The sequence below is a fragment of the Pseudomonas fragi genome (genome assembly GCF_025426255.1).
GTDB lineage: Bacteria > Pseudomonadota > Gammaproteobacteria > Pseudomonadales > Pseudomonadaceae > Aquipseudomonas > Aquipseudomonas kulmbachensis.
Map to the genome: position 1 here is coordinate 1,386,132 of NZ_CP104861.1, position 16,377 is coordinate 1,402,508.

Annotated in this window: 20 protein-coding genes and 1 pseudogene; 11 read left to right on the forward strand and 10 right to left on the reverse strand. The window is 55.9% G+C overall.

Features of this window, described 5'->3' with window-relative positions; translation table 11 throughout:
• The first annotated feature begins 9 nt into the window (after window positions 1–9).
• A complete protein-coding gene (locus N7D90_RS06510) occupies window positions 10–1,176 on the forward strand; it encodes an MFS transporter (RefSeq protein ID WP_261741394.1) in 1,167 nt (388 codons plus the stop codon).
• A gap of 54 nt (window positions 1,177–1,230) precedes the next feature.
• Here the strand turns inward: N7D90_RS06510 and N7D90_RS06515 are convergent, their stop codons facing one another.
• Together N7D90_RS06515 and N7D90_RS24660 are read right to left on the reverse strand one after the other, a co-directional pair.
• Window positions 1,231–2,454, reverse strand: coding sequence for an MFS transporter (locus tag N7D90_RS06515; RefSeq protein WP_261741395.1), 1,224 nt, complete (start codon window positions 2,452–2,454; stop codon window positions 1,231–1,233).
• A gap of 220 nt (window positions 2,455–2,674) precedes the next feature.
• Window positions 2,675–2,755: pseudogene (locus N7D90_RS24660) on the reverse strand (type II toxin-antitoxin system RelB/DinJ family antitoxin); the annotation flags it as partial.
• Between the two features lie 439 nt (window positions 2,756–3,194).
• On the opposite strand from N7D90_RS24660, the gene N7D90_RS06525 reads away from it, so the two are divergent.
• Window positions 3,195–3,545: a DUF6124 family protein gene (locus N7D90_RS06525; RefSeq protein ID WP_261741397.1), complete on the forward strand. Its 351-nt coding sequence runs from the start codon at window positions 3,195–3,197 to the stop codon at window positions 3,543–3,545.
• 69 nt (window positions 3,546–3,614) lie between these two features.
• Here N7D90_RS06525 and N7D90_RS06530 read toward each other — a convergent pair whose 3' ends face one another.
• Together N7D90_RS06530 and N7D90_RS06535 are read right to left on the reverse strand one after the other, a co-directional pair.
• Entirely contained in the window at window positions 3,615–4,760 is a 1,146-nt protein-coding gene (locus N7D90_RS06530) for a serine hydrolase domain-containing protein (protein WP_261741398.1), read from the reverse strand.
• A 153-nt stretch (window positions 4,761–4,913) separates the two neighbouring features.
• Window positions 4,914–5,969: a fatty acid desaturase gene (locus N7D90_RS06535; RefSeq protein ID WP_261741399.1), complete on the reverse strand. Its 1,056-nt coding sequence runs from the start codon at window positions 5,967–5,969 to the stop codon at window positions 4,914–4,916.
• A gap of 418 nt (window positions 5,970–6,387) precedes the next feature.
• Here N7D90_RS06535 and N7D90_RS06540 point away from each other — a divergent pair, with 418 nt between their 5' ends.
• The 3 genes from N7D90_RS06540 (at window position 6,388) to N7D90_RS06550 (ending at window position 8,151) form a co-directional block, all read left to right on the forward strand.
• On the forward strand, window positions 6,388–6,687 hold the full coding sequence (locus N7D90_RS06540) for a GTP-binding protein (protein WP_261741400.1): 300 nt from the start codon (window positions 6,388–6,390) through the stop codon (window positions 6,685–6,687).
• Window positions 6,684–7,439, forward strand: a complete 756-nt coding sequence (locus tag N7D90_RS06545; protein WP_261741401.1) for a class II aldolase/adducin family protein — start codon at window positions 6,684–6,686, stop codon at window positions 7,437–7,439. Before N7D90_RS06540 ends, N7D90_RS06545 begins: the two co-directional genes overlap by 4 nt.
• A 190-nt stretch (window positions 7,440–7,629) precedes the next feature.
• Window positions 7,630–8,151 (forward strand): hypothetical protein, encoded by a 522-nt coding sequence (locus N7D90_RS06550; RefSeq protein ID WP_261741402.1) that lies wholly within the window; start codon window positions 7,630–7,632, stop codon window positions 8,149–8,151.
• 88 nt (window positions 8,152–8,239) lie between these two features.
• On the opposite strand, the gene N7D90_RS06555 is transcribed toward N7D90_RS06550, so the two are convergent.
• Window positions 8,240–8,575, reverse strand: a complete 336-nt coding sequence (locus tag N7D90_RS06555; RefSeq protein ID WP_261741403.1) for a hypothetical protein — start codon at window positions 8,573–8,575, stop codon at window positions 8,240–8,242.
• A gap of 234 nt (window positions 8,576–8,809) precedes the next feature.
• Here N7D90_RS06555 and N7D90_RS06560 point away from each other — a divergent pair, with 234 nt between their 5' ends.
• Complete coding sequence (locus N7D90_RS06560; RefSeq protein ID WP_261741404.1) at window positions 8,810–9,328, forward strand: DUF4142 domain-containing protein; 519 nt, start codon at window positions 8,810–8,812, stop codon at window positions 9,326–9,328.
• 62 nt (window positions 9,329–9,390) lie between these two features.
• Here N7D90_RS06560 and N7D90_RS06565 read toward each other — a convergent pair whose 3' ends face one another.
• The 3 genes from N7D90_RS06565 to N7D90_RS06575 all read right to left on the reverse strand — a co-directional run bounded on the left by N7D90_RS06565 (window position 9,391) and on the right by N7D90_RS06575 (window position 11,432).
• Window positions 9,391–9,687 (reverse strand): DUF6388 family protein, encoded by a 297-nt coding sequence (locus tag N7D90_RS06565; RefSeq protein WP_016779995.1) that lies wholly within the window; start codon window positions 9,685–9,687, stop codon window positions 9,391–9,393.
• A gap of 76 nt (window positions 9,688–9,763) precedes the next feature.
• Window positions 9,764–10,966: an MFS transporter gene (locus N7D90_RS06570; protein WP_261741405.1), complete on the reverse strand. Its 1,203-nt coding sequence runs from the start codon at window positions 10,964–10,966 to the stop codon at window positions 9,764–9,766.
• 148 nt (window positions 10,967–11,114) lie between these two features.
• The gene (locus N7D90_RS06575; protein WP_261741406.1) at window positions 11,115–11,432 is read right to left on the reverse strand and encodes a YqjD family protein; all 318 of its coding nucleotides are present in this window, start codon (window positions 11,430–11,432) and stop codon (window positions 11,115–11,117) included.
• Between the two features lie 177 nt (window positions 11,433–11,609).
• Here N7D90_RS06575 and N7D90_RS06580 point away from each other — a divergent pair, with 177 nt between their 5' ends.
• Window positions 11,610–11,861 (forward strand): hypothetical protein, encoded by a 252-nt coding sequence (locus N7D90_RS06580; protein WP_133077876.1) that lies wholly within the window; start codon window positions 11,610–11,612, stop codon window positions 11,859–11,861.
• Window positions 11,862–11,936: 75 nt separating this feature from the next.
• Here the strand turns inward: N7D90_RS06580 and N7D90_RS06585 are convergent, their stop codons facing one another.
• The gene (locus N7D90_RS06585; RefSeq protein ID WP_261741407.1) at window positions 11,937–12,419 is read right to left on the reverse strand and encodes a GreA/GreB family elongation factor; all 483 of its coding nucleotides are present in this window, start codon (window positions 12,417–12,419) and stop codon (window positions 11,937–11,939) included.
• A gap of 125 nt (window positions 12,420–12,544) precedes the next feature.
• On the opposite strand from N7D90_RS06585, the gene earP reads away from it, so the two are divergent.
• The 3 genes from earP (at window position 12,545) to N7D90_RS06600 (ending at window position 15,188) form a co-directional block, all read left to right on the forward strand.
• Entirely contained in the window at window positions 12,545–13,678 is a 1,134-nt protein-coding gene (gene earP, locus N7D90_RS06590) for an elongation factor P maturation arginine rhamnosyltransferase EarP (protein WP_261741408.1), read from the forward strand.
• Window positions 13,679–13,727: 49 nt separating this feature from the next.
• The gene (locus tag N7D90_RS06595) at window positions 13,728–14,300 is read left to right on the forward strand and encodes an elongation factor P (protein WP_016780001.1); all 573 of its coding nucleotides are present in this window, start codon (window positions 13,728–13,730) and stop codon (window positions 14,298–14,300) included.
• A 135-nt stretch (window positions 14,301–14,435) separates the two neighbouring features.
• Window positions 14,436–15,188: a sulfite exporter TauE/SafE family protein gene (locus N7D90_RS06600; RefSeq protein WP_261741409.1), complete on the forward strand. Its 753-nt coding sequence runs from the start codon at window positions 14,436–14,438 to the stop codon at window positions 15,186–15,188.
• On the opposite strand, the gene N7D90_RS06605 is transcribed toward N7D90_RS06600, so the two are convergent.
• Complete coding sequence (locus N7D90_RS06605; protein ID WP_261741410.1) at window positions 15,178–16,035, reverse strand: LysR family transcriptional regulator; 858 nt, start codon at window positions 16,033–16,035, stop codon at window positions 15,178–15,180. The two genes, N7D90_RS06600 and N7D90_RS06605, sit on opposite strands and share 11 nt — an antisense overlap.
• 96 nt (window positions 16,036–16,131) lie before the next feature.
• On the opposite strand from N7D90_RS06605, the gene N7D90_RS06610 reads away from it, so the two are divergent.
• Window positions 16,132–16,311: a DUF1127 domain-containing protein gene (locus N7D90_RS06610; RefSeq protein ID WP_261742391.1), complete on the forward strand. Its 180-nt coding sequence runs from the start codon at window positions 16,132–16,134 to the stop codon at window positions 16,309–16,311.
• Window positions 16,312–16,377: the final 66 nt, after the last annotated feature.

Consider the following 16,377-nt stretch of genomic DNA (forward strand, 5'->3'; position numbering starts at 1 on the left):
GAGTTTTCCATGCGTATCAATCCACCACTTGTAGCACTCGCCATTGGCGCCTTTGCCATTGGCGTTACCGAGTTCGCACCCATGGGCATGTTGCCGGGCATCGCTGCGGATCTCGGCGTATCTATTCCCGCCGTAGGTCTGTTGGTCAGTGCTTACGCGCTGGGCGTACTCCTCGGCGCGCCGCTGATGACCCTGACCACCGGCAGAATTCCACGACGCTATCTGCTGATTGGACTCATGGCGATTTTCACCTTGGGCAATCTGATGTCAGCCCTGGCTACCGATTACTACAGTCTCATGGTCGCCAGGGTGGTGACCTCACTGAACCACGGTGCGTTCTTTGGCGTCGGCTCCATCGTCGCCGCCAGTGTGGTCGCACCGCAGAAACGTGCGGGGGCGGTTGCGGCCATGTTCATGGGCTTGACCCTGGCGACCATCGGTGGTGTTCCACTGGCCGCCTGGTTTGGCGAACTGCTGGGCTGGCGCATGGCATTCTGGGGCATTACCGGCCTCGGCGTGGTGGCCATGGTCGCATTATGGTTCGCTCTGCCCAACCTGCCGGCGCCGAAAAGCGTCGGTGTACTGGCCGAAATCAAGGTACTGGGCCGTGGCCCGGTGCTGGGGGCCTTGGCCCTGACCGTTGTCGGCTCGGGAGCCATGTTTACCGTCTTCACCTACATCGCACCGATCCTCAGCAGTGAGACTCACGCATCCACCGCTTACATCACCGCCATGCTGGTGCTGTTCGGTGTGGGTTTGACGCTGGGCAACATGTGGGGCGGCAAGGCCGCCGACCGCTCGATAGATCGCACCCTGATCGTTTCGTTGAGCATGCTGATTCTGGTCTTGCTGGCGTTCACTGTACTGATGCGCTGGCCGCTGCCAGCCGCGGTTGCCATCCTGATATGGGGTATCGCCAGCTTCGCCCTTGTGCCGCCGCTGCAGATGCGCGTTATGGAAGCGGCCAAGGACGCGCCCAATCTGGCCTCGGCGGTAAATATCGGCGCCTTCAACTTCGGCAACGCGATTGGTGCGGCGCTGGGCGGAGCGGTGATCAATGCCGGGCTGGGTTATCCGGCGATCTCCTTGGCCGGAGCTGCGATGGCTGCTCTGGGGCTGCTGATGGTGTTGGCTTATGCCTGGCGTTCCAGAACGATTGAAGCAGCAGTGGTGTGACGAAGATGAGGGGAGTGGTTCGTTACAGAAAAATGGCAGTGTTGATGCAGGATGTCAGCATCTGTCAGTTTTTCTGCCCATAAGCAGCACCACCAACGCCAGTCCCTGAATGCACCCTGCGACAACCAGCAGAGACAATTCCCCGTACGCCCCGCCCATCAAAGATTTCACCCCACCAAAAAACACCGGTGCAAACGCATAGCAGCCCTGTGCGATCGCCACAATCAGCGTAACTACACGATGAACTTGGTAGCGCGGGAACTCTGCCTGAGCGATTAGCGGCGGCAGCGATGTTGCATTGCCAATACCAATGCCGAAAAGGATCATGCCTACCCATAGCAACGCAGGAAATGCACTCAAACCGATCAAGCTCACACATCCGGCAAGTTGGCAGCCGTAATTGATACAGGCAACCGTGCGGCGGTTGATACTTCTCCCCATCAGCCAAGTGGCCAGATATCTACCGGCTATAGCGCTTGTAGTCGCCACGCCTATGGCCAGGCCTGCGGTTTGTGCTGCAACATGGTTGGTCAACATCAAAAAAAGTTGGCTAACCAGGCCAATTTGCGCGAACAAGCCTAGGGACATTGCCGCCGCCAGGGTAAGGAACTGCCTGTTTACTCTCAGCATTATCGCTGAGGGGCTAGACGACTGCTGAAGTTCGCATAGCTCGTGAGACGCCCCATCGGGGTATTGGCCGAGTTGTTCGGGTCGGATGTTGAACACCATGAATGAGAGTCCAGCCATTACCGCTACGGACAGGATCCCCGTGCCTATCGCCGCATTAGTGAAGCCAAATGTGCTAATCAAGTAGACCCAGGCAGATGAGAAGATCACACCGCCGAGGCTCGCGCCATTGTAAGCCTTGGCTAATGCATCTGGCCGCCTCTTCACGAACCAAGGAGAGATTACTGCATTGACTGCGGCGGCCCCCATCGTTACCCAACCGAAGCCGCTAAGCGTTGCGGCAATAAATAGCTGATAAGGTTGAGTGGCAATGGACCAACCGTACACTCCGATCGAGAGAATGATCACGCCAGCAAGCGTGACTAAAGGAACGCCTGCATGTCTATAAAAGCCAGGTAGGTTCACCACCACCAACGTACCAGACAGAAAGTGGACTGTAACCGCAGCGGAGCACATGGCCAGCGACCAACCGGTACTCTGCATGACTGCGTACATGAAAATTGGTGGGCCGTAGAAACCAATGCCCCAGCCGAATACGGCCATCACAAATGTCGCAACGACTACCTTGTTACCAAAAAAAGACGGCCTCATTAGCCCGCTCCTTCGAATACTGTTGCCGCAGTATGGAGTCTAAGTGGGCGTACACTTCGGGGTTGAACGAAGTATGGATGTACAAGCTGCGAACCGTTCACCAGCTGCGGTTGCCAGCGCAATCGCCGAGCACCGCACAATGCGGCAACACTCCTTCTGCTTACTCAGAATGTTGTAGTTGTGTAGGGTCGACCGGTTGAATCCATAGCTGATAACAGTCGGGCAACTTGCGCAGGCGTTCAAGTTCCTGATAGGCGCGGGCTTTGAGTTCGTCGTCCACGCGGATGTTGATAGAGGCCATGAGCTTGACTCTTGTAATGATATTTGTCATTGCGTTGTCGTTTTTCACATTGCCTCGAAGGATTAAACCCCGCCGTGAGGCGATCAGTTATGTGAGATTAGCTAGCGCAAATCAGGACTTTCGTACGACGTTTCGCTTTCAATCCAGTGAAGCTTCCGAGAGAATCCCGCTCGCTTGCGCCTGCCCAAATCGGGGAATAGTCTCGGCCCGTCGCTGCAAAATCAGCGGTCGGGTTTAGTCGCCCGGTTTGCCATCTGGCGCATCAGCGCCACCCTAGAGAGGCGCTTTTTTTGGCCCACCTTCTATGGTGGCCGTGCGCAGGGCGCCTTTGGGCGCGCCGGTTTCCAGATGCACCGGTCGACTAACCTGCGTACGGCTGCCACCCCTTCGTTTAGTCGCGACAAGTGGCAGCTCCTTTGGACGCATCTGGAGTTGACCCATGAAAAAGATCACCCCCGATCCACCTTCTTTTACCCTGCAAGATGCTGCTCAGTGCGATACACAGTCGCTGGACCGTGCCGCCGCTGATCGTGCGCTCGATTTCTACCTGCAAAGCCATATGCCTGCTCGCCCCATGGGCGCGGCGATGTTTGCCATCCCGAACAGTGTCAATTTAGAAGCGGCTTTGGCCCAAGCGTCAGACTTGTTGCGCTGCGCGGGTGCTTCGGCGAGTGAGGCGGGGAATGGCTTGAGCGGTATGCAGCGCGATCTGGTGTTGTCGGTAGCGCATATGGTGGAGCTGGCCAAGGCGTATGTCGACAAGTCGCTGGATGGTGTGGCGATGCACTAAGCAGCACGCGCCTGGGGCAAGCAGGCGCGTTATTTCTATCAGGCTGTGGAGGCTTCAATCCGTGAACGCCTAGAACGCGGCGTAAGCCAGAGCTGCCAGGTTCTGGGCACGTGGATCAATCATCGTGTGACCACCCGATGTGGTTGTCACAAAGCTGAAGCTGATGTCTCGTTCAGCGTCGGCGAAGGCAATTGGACCGCCAAGGCCTATATGACCAAAGGTGTTGGGCCCCATGCAGTGCGTAGCATCCGGATCGGCCTTCTGTTCCATCATGCAACCCAAGCCATAACGCATTGGCCGCTTCCAGATACGGTCTATGCCGTTGCTGTGCTCCTTGGTGAACTCATTCAGCATCTCTTTGCCGATCAAGCGCCCGGCCAGCAATGCGCTGTAAAAACCGGCCAGTCCACCTGCCGTGCTGTGTGAGCTTGCGCCGGGCTGCTGAAAGGCCCACCACCTGGGATCAGATGATCGCTTGGGCGTCATGCCTGGATTGGTAAATGCAAGCGTCGAGATATCTTCTGAATCAGCAGCAACCACTGCTCGTAAGTTCCTGGAGTAAGGATCGCCTGTTCGGCCTTTGGCGGCGTTAAAGTGGGCGATGCGGTAAAAATTGTTCTCTTCCACGCCAAGATGAACTTCCAGTCCATGGGGCTGGGTTATTTCCTCTCGGATAAAGGTGCAAGGGGTGCGCCCGTCAGTTCGCTGAATCAACTCCCCGAGGATCCAGCCATAGGTTGTAGTTCCATAGCCAAGTTCGGTCCCGGGCTGCCACCATAACGGTTCAGCAGCCAGTACTTGAACCATATGTTCCCAGTCATACATCTTGGGATTGTGGTCCGGGAATCTCAAAGCGGGAATCCCGGAGGTATGGCTCATCACATGCCGCAGGGTCACTTCACCTTTACCGCCTTGTGCGAACTCAGGCCAATAATGAGCCACCGGGATGTCCAGTTCTAATTTCCCTTTCTCAACCAGCATCAATGCAGCCACCGCAGCGAACGGTTTGACCGTGCAAAATGTATTGACCAATGTATCTTTGTTCCAGGCTTTTTTACCTTCTAGATCCGACGAGCCTGCCCATACATCTATAACGGTCTCATCACCGATCTTGACGCAAAGTCCTCCCCCTCGTTCCTGCGGATCATTAAAGATGGATTCAAAAGCCTGTTTGACGCCTTCAAACTCCGGTGTACATATTCCCTTGGCTTCCATGCGTAAGACTCCCTGCGATTGAAGTTGCGCTATTGTTTAACTCGTCAGTTAAGGCAGTCGTCTGAAAGTTGACGAGTGATAACGGTCCGTGTTTGGTGTTTTCGGTGGTGATACTCGATGACTGAGTAAACAGACAGTGAGAAGGTTTTTTATTCAAGACTCCGGCTGAGTAAAGTTGTAGCGGTTAGCGCGTTTATAGGTGCCAAAGTCATTAAAGCGCACACCGTGCTCAGCGAGTACCTTATGGGCAAAGGGCGCTGTCATTTGACGAAGGTAGAACGGGTCTCTTACCACGAAATGATGAATGCAGTGTGTGCTGCCAAAATTGAAGCAAAACAACTGGAATGGCCACAACCACCAATGGTTCATGACTTGGGTTTGCTGCAAGGGATTGCGTGGTGTCACGTCGCCATAATAATGAATATTGGAGCTAATAAAGAACAGGCAGAACTGACGTATGATATTTGGCGCTACGATGATAACCACCGCGCTATTGATCACGTTCATCAGCATTGAAGTGGTTGGGGATGGCTGATAGGCAATGCCCATAAGGGAGCTTGCCCATATGTACAGGTGATACCCCAGGAATATATACCAGCAGCCCCAGTACAGGAGCCCCATAGGCGCATTCAAGCGAAGTACCTTGACTGTCAATCTGATCTTTTCTCGCCAGGTAGGTGCGAACAAGGCATTCACAATACCAAATACAAAGCCGTCAATAAGTTTTAAAAACCTCTTTGCACCCCATGTGCTGCCGCTGGTAGTAATCCATGCTTCAACATCGGTATCTGTGCCCGACTCTTTGTGGTGGTGAAAGTGCAGCTCACGCCTTAACCAAGGGCTGGGCATTCCTGGGCGAGTTATCCAGCAAAGCAGCATCATCAGGTTGTGTGCTAAGGGTTGCTTTCTGAAATACAGGCGGTGGATCAAGTCATGTTCAAGTTCGTGTATGAGCGAGGTCAGTAAGGCATTGACCAGAATGCACAGCCAGCCGGGTATTATGCCTTTTATATACAGCGCGCCCATGATCACCATCCCCGTCACGGACAGTGTCATCACACTGGCACCTATGACGTTCTGATAACCTAGCAGGCTGTACCGTTTGCGCAGTTCGTTACTGTGTTGTGTGATTTTTTGCGTGATGTCGTTGATTGACTCTTGCTCTGTTTTTGATTGAGGACTGGTCGATATTGTATGTGTGTTATTCATCACTTCATCCTTTGAAGACGATGGGGCAGGTTGGCTTCACTAGCAAAGCACAGATAAAATTTAGGGCAAGTTTTAAATGTTTTCGGGAGTTTGATCTGACGAGTGGATATATAAAATGTCGTATTGTCTGACAAAGCAGCTTATATGTTGAGCTTAATAAGGTTTTATTTTTAGCAAAGCATCGGTAGGGGGGTAGCAACTTAGGATGGATACTTGTATTGGGTGTTTTTTATTTTGATGAATAATTGTTTTCGGTGTAAGCAAGCCAAACATTAATAATGACTGGTTAGTCACTCTCTTATATCCCGGTACCTCACGTTGTAGTTTCGCGCAGCCTGATGCGCTCTGGCTGGATTCGGAGCCTGAACCGCGAGGGGCCAAACCGCTAACTCCAGTGTCCAGCGACGATCACAGTGAAATGTTCAGCAGCTGGACATGGCAGCAGACCGCTACCCTCAATATCGAGCGCTTGCGCGGCTGGTTGCAGGTGTTGCCCAGTGATGTTTTCCGGGTCAAGGGCCTGGTGGTATTGGCCCAGAGCAGCTCGGCGCACTGGTTGCAGCATGTTGGCAGCCGCAGTCAGTTTTTGCCCGCCACCGATGAAGCAATGGTCAACGTAAGCCGGTTGGTGTTTATTGCTCGTCGTGGCTTCGATGGCTGGGATGCTTTGGAGCGTGGGTTGCAGGCATGCAAAATCACAGAGGATGAGCGGACATGAACCCGGTAGAACAGCATTTACGTGAGCAACTGGCGGCGTGTTATCGACTGATCGCGCACTTTCGCATGACCGATCTGATCTTTACCCACATCTCGGTGCGATTGCCGGGGCCTGAACATCACTTTCTGATCAACCCGTACGGGCTGATGTTCGAGGAAATTACGGCATCCAACCTGGTCAAGATAGACCTGCAAGGCCATGCCGTGGAACCGTCGCCGTACCCGGTCAACCCGGCAGGTTTTGTGATCCACAGCGCCATACACGGCGCCCGTGAAGACGCCCATTGCGTGCTGCATACCCATACCAGGTCCGGGTGTGCCGTGGCGGCATTGCAGTGTGGCCTGCTACCGGTCAACCAGATTTCGATGGAGTTCTATGGCCGTGTCGCGTATCACGACTATGAAGGTGTGGCGTTGGACCTGAGCGAGCAGCAGCGGCTGGTGCAGGACATCGGCGACAAGCCTGTGCTGATCCTGCGTAATCACGGTTTGCTGACCGTTGGTGAAACTGTGAGTCAGGCCTTTTTGCGCATGTATTACCTGGATAAAGCCTGCGAAATCCAGTTGGCCGCGATGGCTGCCGGTGAGTTGGTTTTACCCGCCGCCGATATTTGCGAATACACCGAGCGCCAGTTCAACGACCCCGGCAGGCCGCTGGAGGAGGGCGTGTTGGACGACCCGGACGCCATGCAACTGGCTTGGGCTGCGTTACTGCGAATGCTTGATCGTATTGCGCCGGGTTATCAGGATTGATGCTGGCCCGAGGGCTCCAAGTACCTTGTGGGAGCGGGCTTGCTCGCGATTCAGGCGGCTCGGTCTGGCTGAAGAAGCGCAGTAGCGTGCTCTGCGTTACTATCTGGCCCTGGCAATCATCAAGGACGACTGAATGCATCGGCCGTCCCATTGAGTGCTTCCACTCGAACTCAAATGGATTTAGACGATTATGAAGCTGCTCCCACTTGGCATGCTGTTGTTGCTGACCGCAGGCTGCGCACAGGTCCAGCACTACACGCCCCCAGCCGGCGCACCCCAGGCGCAGATCCGCAGTGAAATGGACGCGTTGAGCAATTATCGCAACTACCTGACCCTGACCGAGGCTCCGATTGTGGGCTGCAAGTACGGCCGGACAGTGGCAGTGAAGCCGGGCCGGCAATTGTTCGCCGTGCGCGACAAAACCTCCCGGCCAGCAGGCTCTATCTCTGTCGAAGCGGCAAAGCCGTTGCATTTAGTGGTGGATGGCGCGGCAAACGCCGGCCGTACCTGCAGAATCGAATTCGTCAGTGAGTTCGCCCCGGGGGCTCGCTATGTGATCAAGGGCGGCATTATTGAAAACCCCGAGACCTATGACTCTTGCCAGGTGAAGATTTTTGACGAGGACACCGGAGCGCCTCTGCGGATGGTCGAGCCGCCAGCCTCCAAGGGCAACGGCTGTGCTCTGGATCGGTTGCCGTTGACGGTGCGTTGATCGCCAGCCTGCCTTCATTCGGGTGAGCCAGTTTCAACGGTGATAAAAACCTGTACGCACCGTTCGCAAGTCTCTTGCGAGGCTTGATTCAGGATGACTGGCTTTTCACCGCCAGAGTTCTGGAGAAAACTTGCTCTGCTTCCACGAATGCAGGTGTTCTGCCAGCGTCTGCATAAATGTCTTCGCCTTCTTCAACCCTGATGACCTCAGAACCCTTCACGTATGGCATGGCCTGTTCAGCTTGTTGGAGCGCGCTATGGATCAGGCCTTGGGTAATGGTGGCCTCATCCAGCCCGTAGGCCTGGGCGAAAGCCTTGATTTTGACCAGATCATGCTTGTGCAACGCAAGGGTGTATTCAACCCGCTCACTGGATTCCTGAGACCTGGATTCCCAGTTGTTGAGCATGTCCCTGAAGATGTCCATAAGGCTTCTCCTGTGTGTCTGGAAGTGTTCCTGGACAGTATGGCTCACGGTTCGCTGAAATGACTGCATGGCCATGTGTTACGGGACTCTTGGTAAGTGTCCAATTTTTCCTGGCCCCCGGCAGCTTGTCTGAAGCAACCACCCGTCAGAAAAGATAACTTCATCTAAACCTTTGCCATTACGTGCCTTCAGATTCTGTGCAGGGAATAAACCTGCCTTTTTCTGGAGGATGTTATGAAAACCCTGATTGGCCCTAAACGCTTCGTGGCAGGTTGTGCCTTGGTCTGTTCCCTGATCGTGGCGGCCACAGCAGTCGCAGCCAGTCCGGCAGGCTTTGTTGATGAGGCCCATGCAGCAGGGATTGCCCAGATAGAAACCAGCCGTATGGCGATCAGTAAAACCTCTTCAACAGACGTAGAAAGTTATGCCGTGGAGGTAATCAAGGACTACACCAATGCCAACCGGGATTTGAAGGACATTGCCAGCAAGCAGGATCTGCAGGTTGCCAGCGACGAGCAGATCCTCGACAAGGCCAAAAAGCTGATGCTGCAGGTGCAAGAAGGGGATTCATTCGATGCGGCCTATGCGGCCAGTCAGGTGAAAACCCATGAAGAGGTCATTGAGCTGTTCAAGCAGCAAGCCAGCAGCTCTGACTCGCCCGAGTTGCAGGCACTGGCCGAAAAATATTTGCCCAAACTTGAAATGCATCTGGTGATGGCCAAAAAGCTGGTGGATGCCCATCACAAATCCTGAACTTTGAACAAAAAAACGCCCGGCGAGTGATCGACCGGGCGTTGTTTGTGGGGCAGGTTGGTTCAGACGGCGATTTCGTTGAAACCGCAATACTCTTCCCAGCTCATGTCCAGTGCTTCGGCAACTTCCTGGTGCACTTCAAGGCGCATGCTCTTGAGTTCCTCAGGTGAACGGGCGATCAGTTCCAGTGCCAGCTCCCAGGCCTCCAGGCCGCGACTTTCGGCTTCATCTTCAAAAGCCCACAAAATCTGCTGCTGGCGGTCCTCTGCGCTCAGCTCTTTCATTTCTTCGATCAGTTCAGGGTGCGCCTTGATAAAAGTATCCAGGGCCAGTTCATTACGGGATTCTTTAGGGATCATATGGCGTCTCGGATCGTCAGGGCGTTTTTCGCATGCTAGCGATTTCGCATTACGATGAAAAGCGCCATATGAGCGCTTATTCGACGGCTTGCAGCTTGCTTTCGCGTTGCAGGCTGTAGCCCCAGACCGCCAGTGCCAGCGTCGCGACCACTGCGCCGACGACCACGATGCCGTCCCAGCCATACACCGGATAGGTCTGCGCGCCTACCAGCGAACCCATTGCGCCACCAATGAAATAGCAGGTGATATATCCGGCATTCAGGCGGTTACGGGCTGCTGGGCGCACTTTGAACACCGCATTCTGGTTGCTGACGTGGACCAGTTGCACGGCAAAATCCAGCGCCAGTACGCCGATCAGCAAGGCGATCAACGAATGGCCGGCAAACGCCATGGGCAGCCAGCACGCCAGCAGGGCCAGCAGACCGACGGTAGTGGCCAGTTGGCCTTTGCCGCGATCGGCCATGCGCCCGGCCCAGTTTGCGGCTACTGCGCCAACGGCGCCCGCCAGGCCGAACAGCCCGATAACGGCATCCGAGTAGCTGTAGGGCGGCACAGCCAGCAGAAAGGCCAGCGGTGTCCAGAACAGGGCAAATAGCGAGAAGGTCAGCAGCCCCAGCAGTGCCCGCAGGCGCAATACCGGTTCTTCGACAAACAGTTTGAATACCGACCCCAGCAGTTTCGGGTAGCTCAGGCCCGCGCTCTGGTGATGGTTGGGCAGGGCGCAAAACAGGGAGATGGCACTGACCAGCATCAAGGCCGCCGCCACCAGATAAATGGTTCGCCAGTCGCCTGCCGAAGACAGCGCGCCCGCCACCGTTCGGGCCAGCAGGATGCCCAGGAGCAGACCGCTCATCAGAGTGCCGACCACCCGGCCGCGACTTAACGGGTCGGTCAGGCTGGCGGCCATTGGCACCAGCACTTGTGCCGACACTGAAAAAAGCCCGGTTATCGCCGTACCGATCAACAGCCAGGTCAGTGACGGCGCAAAGGCGCTTAAGAGCAGGCCCAGGGCGCTGAGCACGGTCATGGTGACGATCAGTCGGCGTTGCTCGAACAGATCGCCCAGCGGCACCAGCAGCAACAGGCCAGCGCCGTAGCTCAGCTGTGCAGTGATGACCACCGTACCGGCGCTGCTCATACTCAGGCCCAGTTCCTGGGCGATGGTGTGCAGCAGGGGTTGGGCGTAATAGTTGCTGGCGACAGCCAGGCCGGTGGCGGTGGCCATCAGCAGAATCAGGGCTGTACTCAAGGGTTTGGTAGCAGTTATAGAAGCGGACATTGACTGTCTCGTTGGCATGGGGAATGCCGCGAAGTATCAGAATGCTTGCGCTTAATGTCACTGAATATGTCGAGAGTTTTAATTTTTAAACGACAAAGCCCCTGACCATGACCGCCAGGGGCTTTGCTTTATAAAGGTCGCGAGTGGCTTAGTTGCGACGGCCCAGCAGCAGGCCCACTACCAGGCCGAAACCGGCCGAGATGGCCACGGTTTGCCACGGATGGCCACCAATATAGTTTTCAGTGGCATCGACCACCGGCTTGGTGCGTTCACGCACATTGGTGACTGAGTCCAGCGCCTGCTTAAGCTTCAGGCTCACTTGTGCACGCAGTGTCTCGCCCTCTTCGCCGACCAGGGACACGCTGTCCTTGAGCAGTTTTTCAGATTCGGCAATCAATTCTTGCAGCTCGCTGAACGCTTGATCCTTGATTTGATCTTCAGCTTGTACGGCATTTTTTCGAGCCATTGCGGTACTCCTTGCAGGTTAAAAGTGTGATGACTAATGGAGTCAACCCAATGCTAAAAAGTTGCATCTGTTTTGAGTCGGATGGTGTTCTGAGCTGACAGCGTAGTCAAAAACCGGGCTGAGACACTTCTTTGTAGGGTGTAAGATGTCACCTAATTTACGCCGCAGGAAATTCTCATGAGCTTCAACCTCGCCAACAAGCCTCTCGCTGAGCGTGCTGCGCTTGAAGATGAAAAGTCCCGTTTGTATGACCTTTGGCAGAGCAACCTGGGCAAGGCCAAAGGGGATGCGGCGCGTTTGTTCGGTGAGCGCGCCAAGCGCAAGGGCAAATGGGCTGAATGGGTGCGCTCGGAGCTGGACGCCATGTCGCCGCCTGAATACGCCAACATGGTGCGAAGCGAAGTGAATCGCATGATGGCTGCCAAGTAAGCTGAAACCGAAACCGAAACCGAAACCGAAACCGCAGGCTGCGCTGCCTATCGCAGCCTGCGGCAGCGGTTACAGTCAGTGAATTTCGCAGACGCTGGATATTTGCACCGCCCCGCCAACGTTGATCTGCACCTCGTCATCCAGCTGTTTGCCCAGCAAGGCTGCACCCAGCGGTGAACGTGGGGTGATGACGGTGACCGTGTGCCCGTCGTGGTCGAGCTTGAGCCCGGCGGCATCCGGAGCCAGGAATAGCCACTGCTCACTGCCGTTTTCGGCCTCCAGATGGACCAGCGCCCCGATTTGAATACCCTGCGCCGGGTTGTATGGAGCAAGCGGCATGGCCCGGCAGTTTTTCAGCGCCTGACGAATTTCTTCAACCCGGCGTGCCTGACCTGTTGCCAGATACGAGGCTTCAAGCCCAAGAGTGTCGTACTTGTTCTCGGCGATGTTTTCCGCGTGGGTTGCAGCTTCGTAGGCGGTTTGCGCTGCGCGCTGGAGCACATCGAGGTCGATTTCGAGTTTTTCCAGCATCAGCAGGTGCACAGCGGTCTTGTTCATGGGTCGTGGCTTAATTGAGACGAGCGGCGATTGTCGCACGAGTACCGCACAGATAAATCCGCCTTAAACCTTCTGTACGCGTTGAATTATGCGGACAATCAGCCCTTTGAATGTTGGAGCCCGGAATGAAAGCCTCCTGGGATGTTTTTTGCAGTGTGGTCGATAACTACGGCGACATTGGTGTGACCTGGCGCCTGGCCCGGCAATTGGTGGCCGAACATCAGCAGGGCGTGCGGCTGTGGGTCGATGATCTGCGGGCGTTCGTGCCGTTGTGCCCCGAGGCGGATGTCAATGCTGCGCGCCAATGGCAGCAGGGGGTCGAGGTGTGCCAGTGGCCAGAGCAGTGGCAGCCGACCGATGTCGCTGACGTGGTGGTCGAGGCCTTCGCCTGCAAACTGCCTGAAGGCTATTTGCAGGCGATGAAGGCCCGTGCAACGCCTGCATTGTGGATCAACCTCGAGTACTTGAGCGCCGAAGACTGGGTCAGCGGTTGTCACGGCTTGCCTTCCATGCGGCCCGATGGACTGAAGCGGATGTTCTTCTTTCCAGGGTTTGACGCAGGGACCGGCGGCCTGCTGCGCGAAGCCGATGTGTTGCAACGTCGTCGCGCCTTTGAGCAGGACCCGCAGGTCAGGCAGGCATTTTTGCAGGGGCTGGGTGTTTTTCCGGCCAGTAATGCGCGCCTGGTGTCCTTGTTTGCCTATGAAAACACCGGGTTGGCCAGTTGGCTGGATGCGATGGCAGCTGGCAGCGTGCCGACCCATCTGCTGGTGCCGCAGGGGCGGATCATGGGTGATTTGCTGCGCTGGCTCGGCGTCGACCAACTGGCCCTGGGGTCTGTCGAACAGCGTGGATCCTTGACCGTTCAGACCTTGCCGTTCGTCCGTCAGGAGGATTACGACCACCTGTTATGGAGCTGTGATTTCAACGCGGTACGCGGCGAAGACTCTTTTGTGCGGGCGCAATGGGCGGGTCGCCCGCTGCTTTGGCACATTTATGAGCAGGAAGAGGATGCGCACTGGGTCAAGCTCAACGCGTTCCTCGCTTTGTATGTCAAAGACCTTTCACCCGCCGCAGCCCAGGCATTTACCGGCATGTGGCACGCCTGGAATAGCGGCGGCGATATGGCACAAAGCTGGAATTTGCTGCTTGAACACTGGCCAGAGATCACTGCGCATGCCGAGCGCTGGTGTCTGGAACAGTCATTGCAGGCCGATCTTGCGCAAGCGCTAGTACTGTTTTATAGAAATTGGATATGATACGCGGCCTAGATTTTTGTAAATCTCAATCCAAATTCGGATATTCGTAATGAAAACTGGTAAAGAGCTTAAACCCGGTACAGTCATCAAGCTCGAAAACGACCCTTGGTTGGTTCAGAAAGCTGAATTCACCAAGTCCGGTCGTAACAGCGCAATCATGAAGACCAAGCTGAAAAACCTGCTGACTGGCTACAAGACTGAAATCGTATACAGCGCTGACGACAAGCTGGAAGACGTGATCCTGGATCGCAAAGAAGCGACCCTGTCCTTCATCAGCGGCGACACCTACACGTTCATGGACACCACTGACTACACCATGTACGAGCTGAACGCTGAAGACATCGAAGCTGTTCTGCCATTCGTTGAAGAAGGCATGACCGACGTTTGCGAAGCGATCTTCTTCGAAGACCGTCTGGTATCCGTAGAGCTGCCGACCACTATCGTGCGTCAGGTTGACTACACCGAAGGTTCCGCTCGCGGCGACACTTCGGGCAAGGTGATGAAGCCTGCCAAACTGAAAAACGGTACCGAGCTGAGCGTTGCAGATTTCGTTGAAATCGGCGACTGGATCGAAATCGATACCCGTGACGGTGGTTCCTACAAGGGCCGCGCCAAGGTTTAAACCTTGCGTTAACCGCACGCTGAAAAAGCCCGGCCTTATGGTCGGGCTTTTTTTTACCCGTGAAAAAGCCCCGGTTTAGAGCTTTGCCCCGGGTCAGTGACTGGTTAGCATGGGCGCTCACAAAGAGGGGCTGCAATGCTGATCGATTTTGCAATGTATACCGCCCTGGGTCTTGCCCTGGGGGCGATGGGCGGGTTGTTCGGGATAGGCGGCGGCTTGATCGCGATCCCGGTATTGGGGTTGTGGTTCGGGCTGGACCAGCAGTTGGCGCAAGGTACTGCGCTGGTCATGTCGGTGCCCAATGTGTTTCTCGCCCTGTATCGCTATCACCAACGCAACAAGATCGATCTGCGTCAGGCCGTGCCGCTGGTGCTGATGAGTTTCTGTTTCGCCTGGCTCGGGGCAATGCTCGCGGTGGGTGTGGATCCACGCAGTATTCGCTGGGGCTTTATCGGCTTTCTACTGGCAATTACCCTGTACAACCTGATCAAGCTGTACAGCTCGTCCGCACAGCCGGTGGCCGGTTCACGCTACGGCTGGCCTTGGTATGGTGCGCTGGGCGTTCTGGCGGGGACCACGGGCGGGCTGTTTGGTGTCGGCGGGGCGGTGGTGGCTGCGCCAGTGCTGACGAGCGTGTTCGGCACCTCGCAAATTGTGGCTCAGGGCCTGTCGCTGGCCTTGGCCGCGCCGAGCACCGCCGTCACGTTATTGACGTACGCGGTGCATGACGAGGTCAACTGGGTCATGGGTGTGCCAATGGCCATCGGTGGTCTGTTGAGCATCAGTTGGGGGGTCAAGCTCGCTCATGCGATGCCCGAGCGCATGTTGCGCGGCTGGTACTGTGCCTTTTTGCTGGTGTGTGCGGGGTTGCTCGCGATCAAAGCTTGAAGCCTTCGACGATGTACTCGGCAAAGCACTCGATGATGGGCGACGACGCGCTGTTGGGTTTGCGTAGCAGTTCAATGCTGGCGGAGGGTAGCTGCGGCAGGTTCTCTGCCTCGCCAATAATCCGCAGGTCGGGAGTCAGCAGGCTTTCCAGCTGGGCGGTCACGGCCAGCCCGGTACTGACCACGGCGTTAATCGCCGCGAGGCTGGCGCTGGTATACGCGACCCGGTATTCGCGCTGCTGAACATCCAGCGCATTGCAGGCCCAGGTCCGGCAAAAACAGTCGGTATTGAACATCGCCAGCGGCAAAATCGCTTGTTCGTGGGGCGCAAAGCCTTGGGCCACCATCCAGACAAAACGTTCCTGACGCAGGATCTGGCCGATTTCGCTACCGGGCTTGCGGGTCACGATGGTCAGGTCCAGATCGTTGCGTTGCAGCAGCAGGGCTGACGGCTCGCAATGCACTTCGACGTTGATCAGTGGGTAATCCTGTGCAAAACGCGACAACACTCCGGGCAAAAAGCGCATCACATAGTCATCTGGCGAACCGATTTTGACCGTGCCCACCATATGCGGCTGGCGCAGAGTGTTGAACACTTCGCTGTGCAGCTTGAGGATGCGTCGCGCATAACCGAGCAGCACATGGCCCTCGGGGGTCAGGCTGACATTGCGCCCCTCGCGCTGGAACAGTGCACATTGCAGCACGTCTTCTTCCAGCCGTTTCATCTGCATGCTGACCGCCGACTGCGTGCGATTGACCACTTCGGCGGCCCGGGTAAAGCCACCGTGATCGGCGATCGCGGCAAAGGTGCGCAGCAAGTCGGTGTCGATACTGGGGAACTCGGCCATTGATCAATCTCGCAGATGTATCGCATAAGAAACATTCGTTGGATTGATCTTAAGCCTGGGTCGAGACTTGAGCCATACCCCAGGAGGTCTCAAGTGATGAAAGGTCAAACAGGAGTGAGGTGGATTGCCCGTATTTCCCGCTGGTATCAACTGTCGCGGGAAAGGGCGTACCTGAGGCGGATCAGCGATGCAGCACTGAAAGATCTTGGGTTGAGCAGGGCGGAGATCGAAGCAGAAAGCCATCGGGCTTCTTGGGACGATCCGTTTAACAAGTAAGGCAAGCTCGCCTTGATAGCCTGTAGGAGCTGGCTTGCCAGCTCCTACAGGGTTTGTGGATTTGGC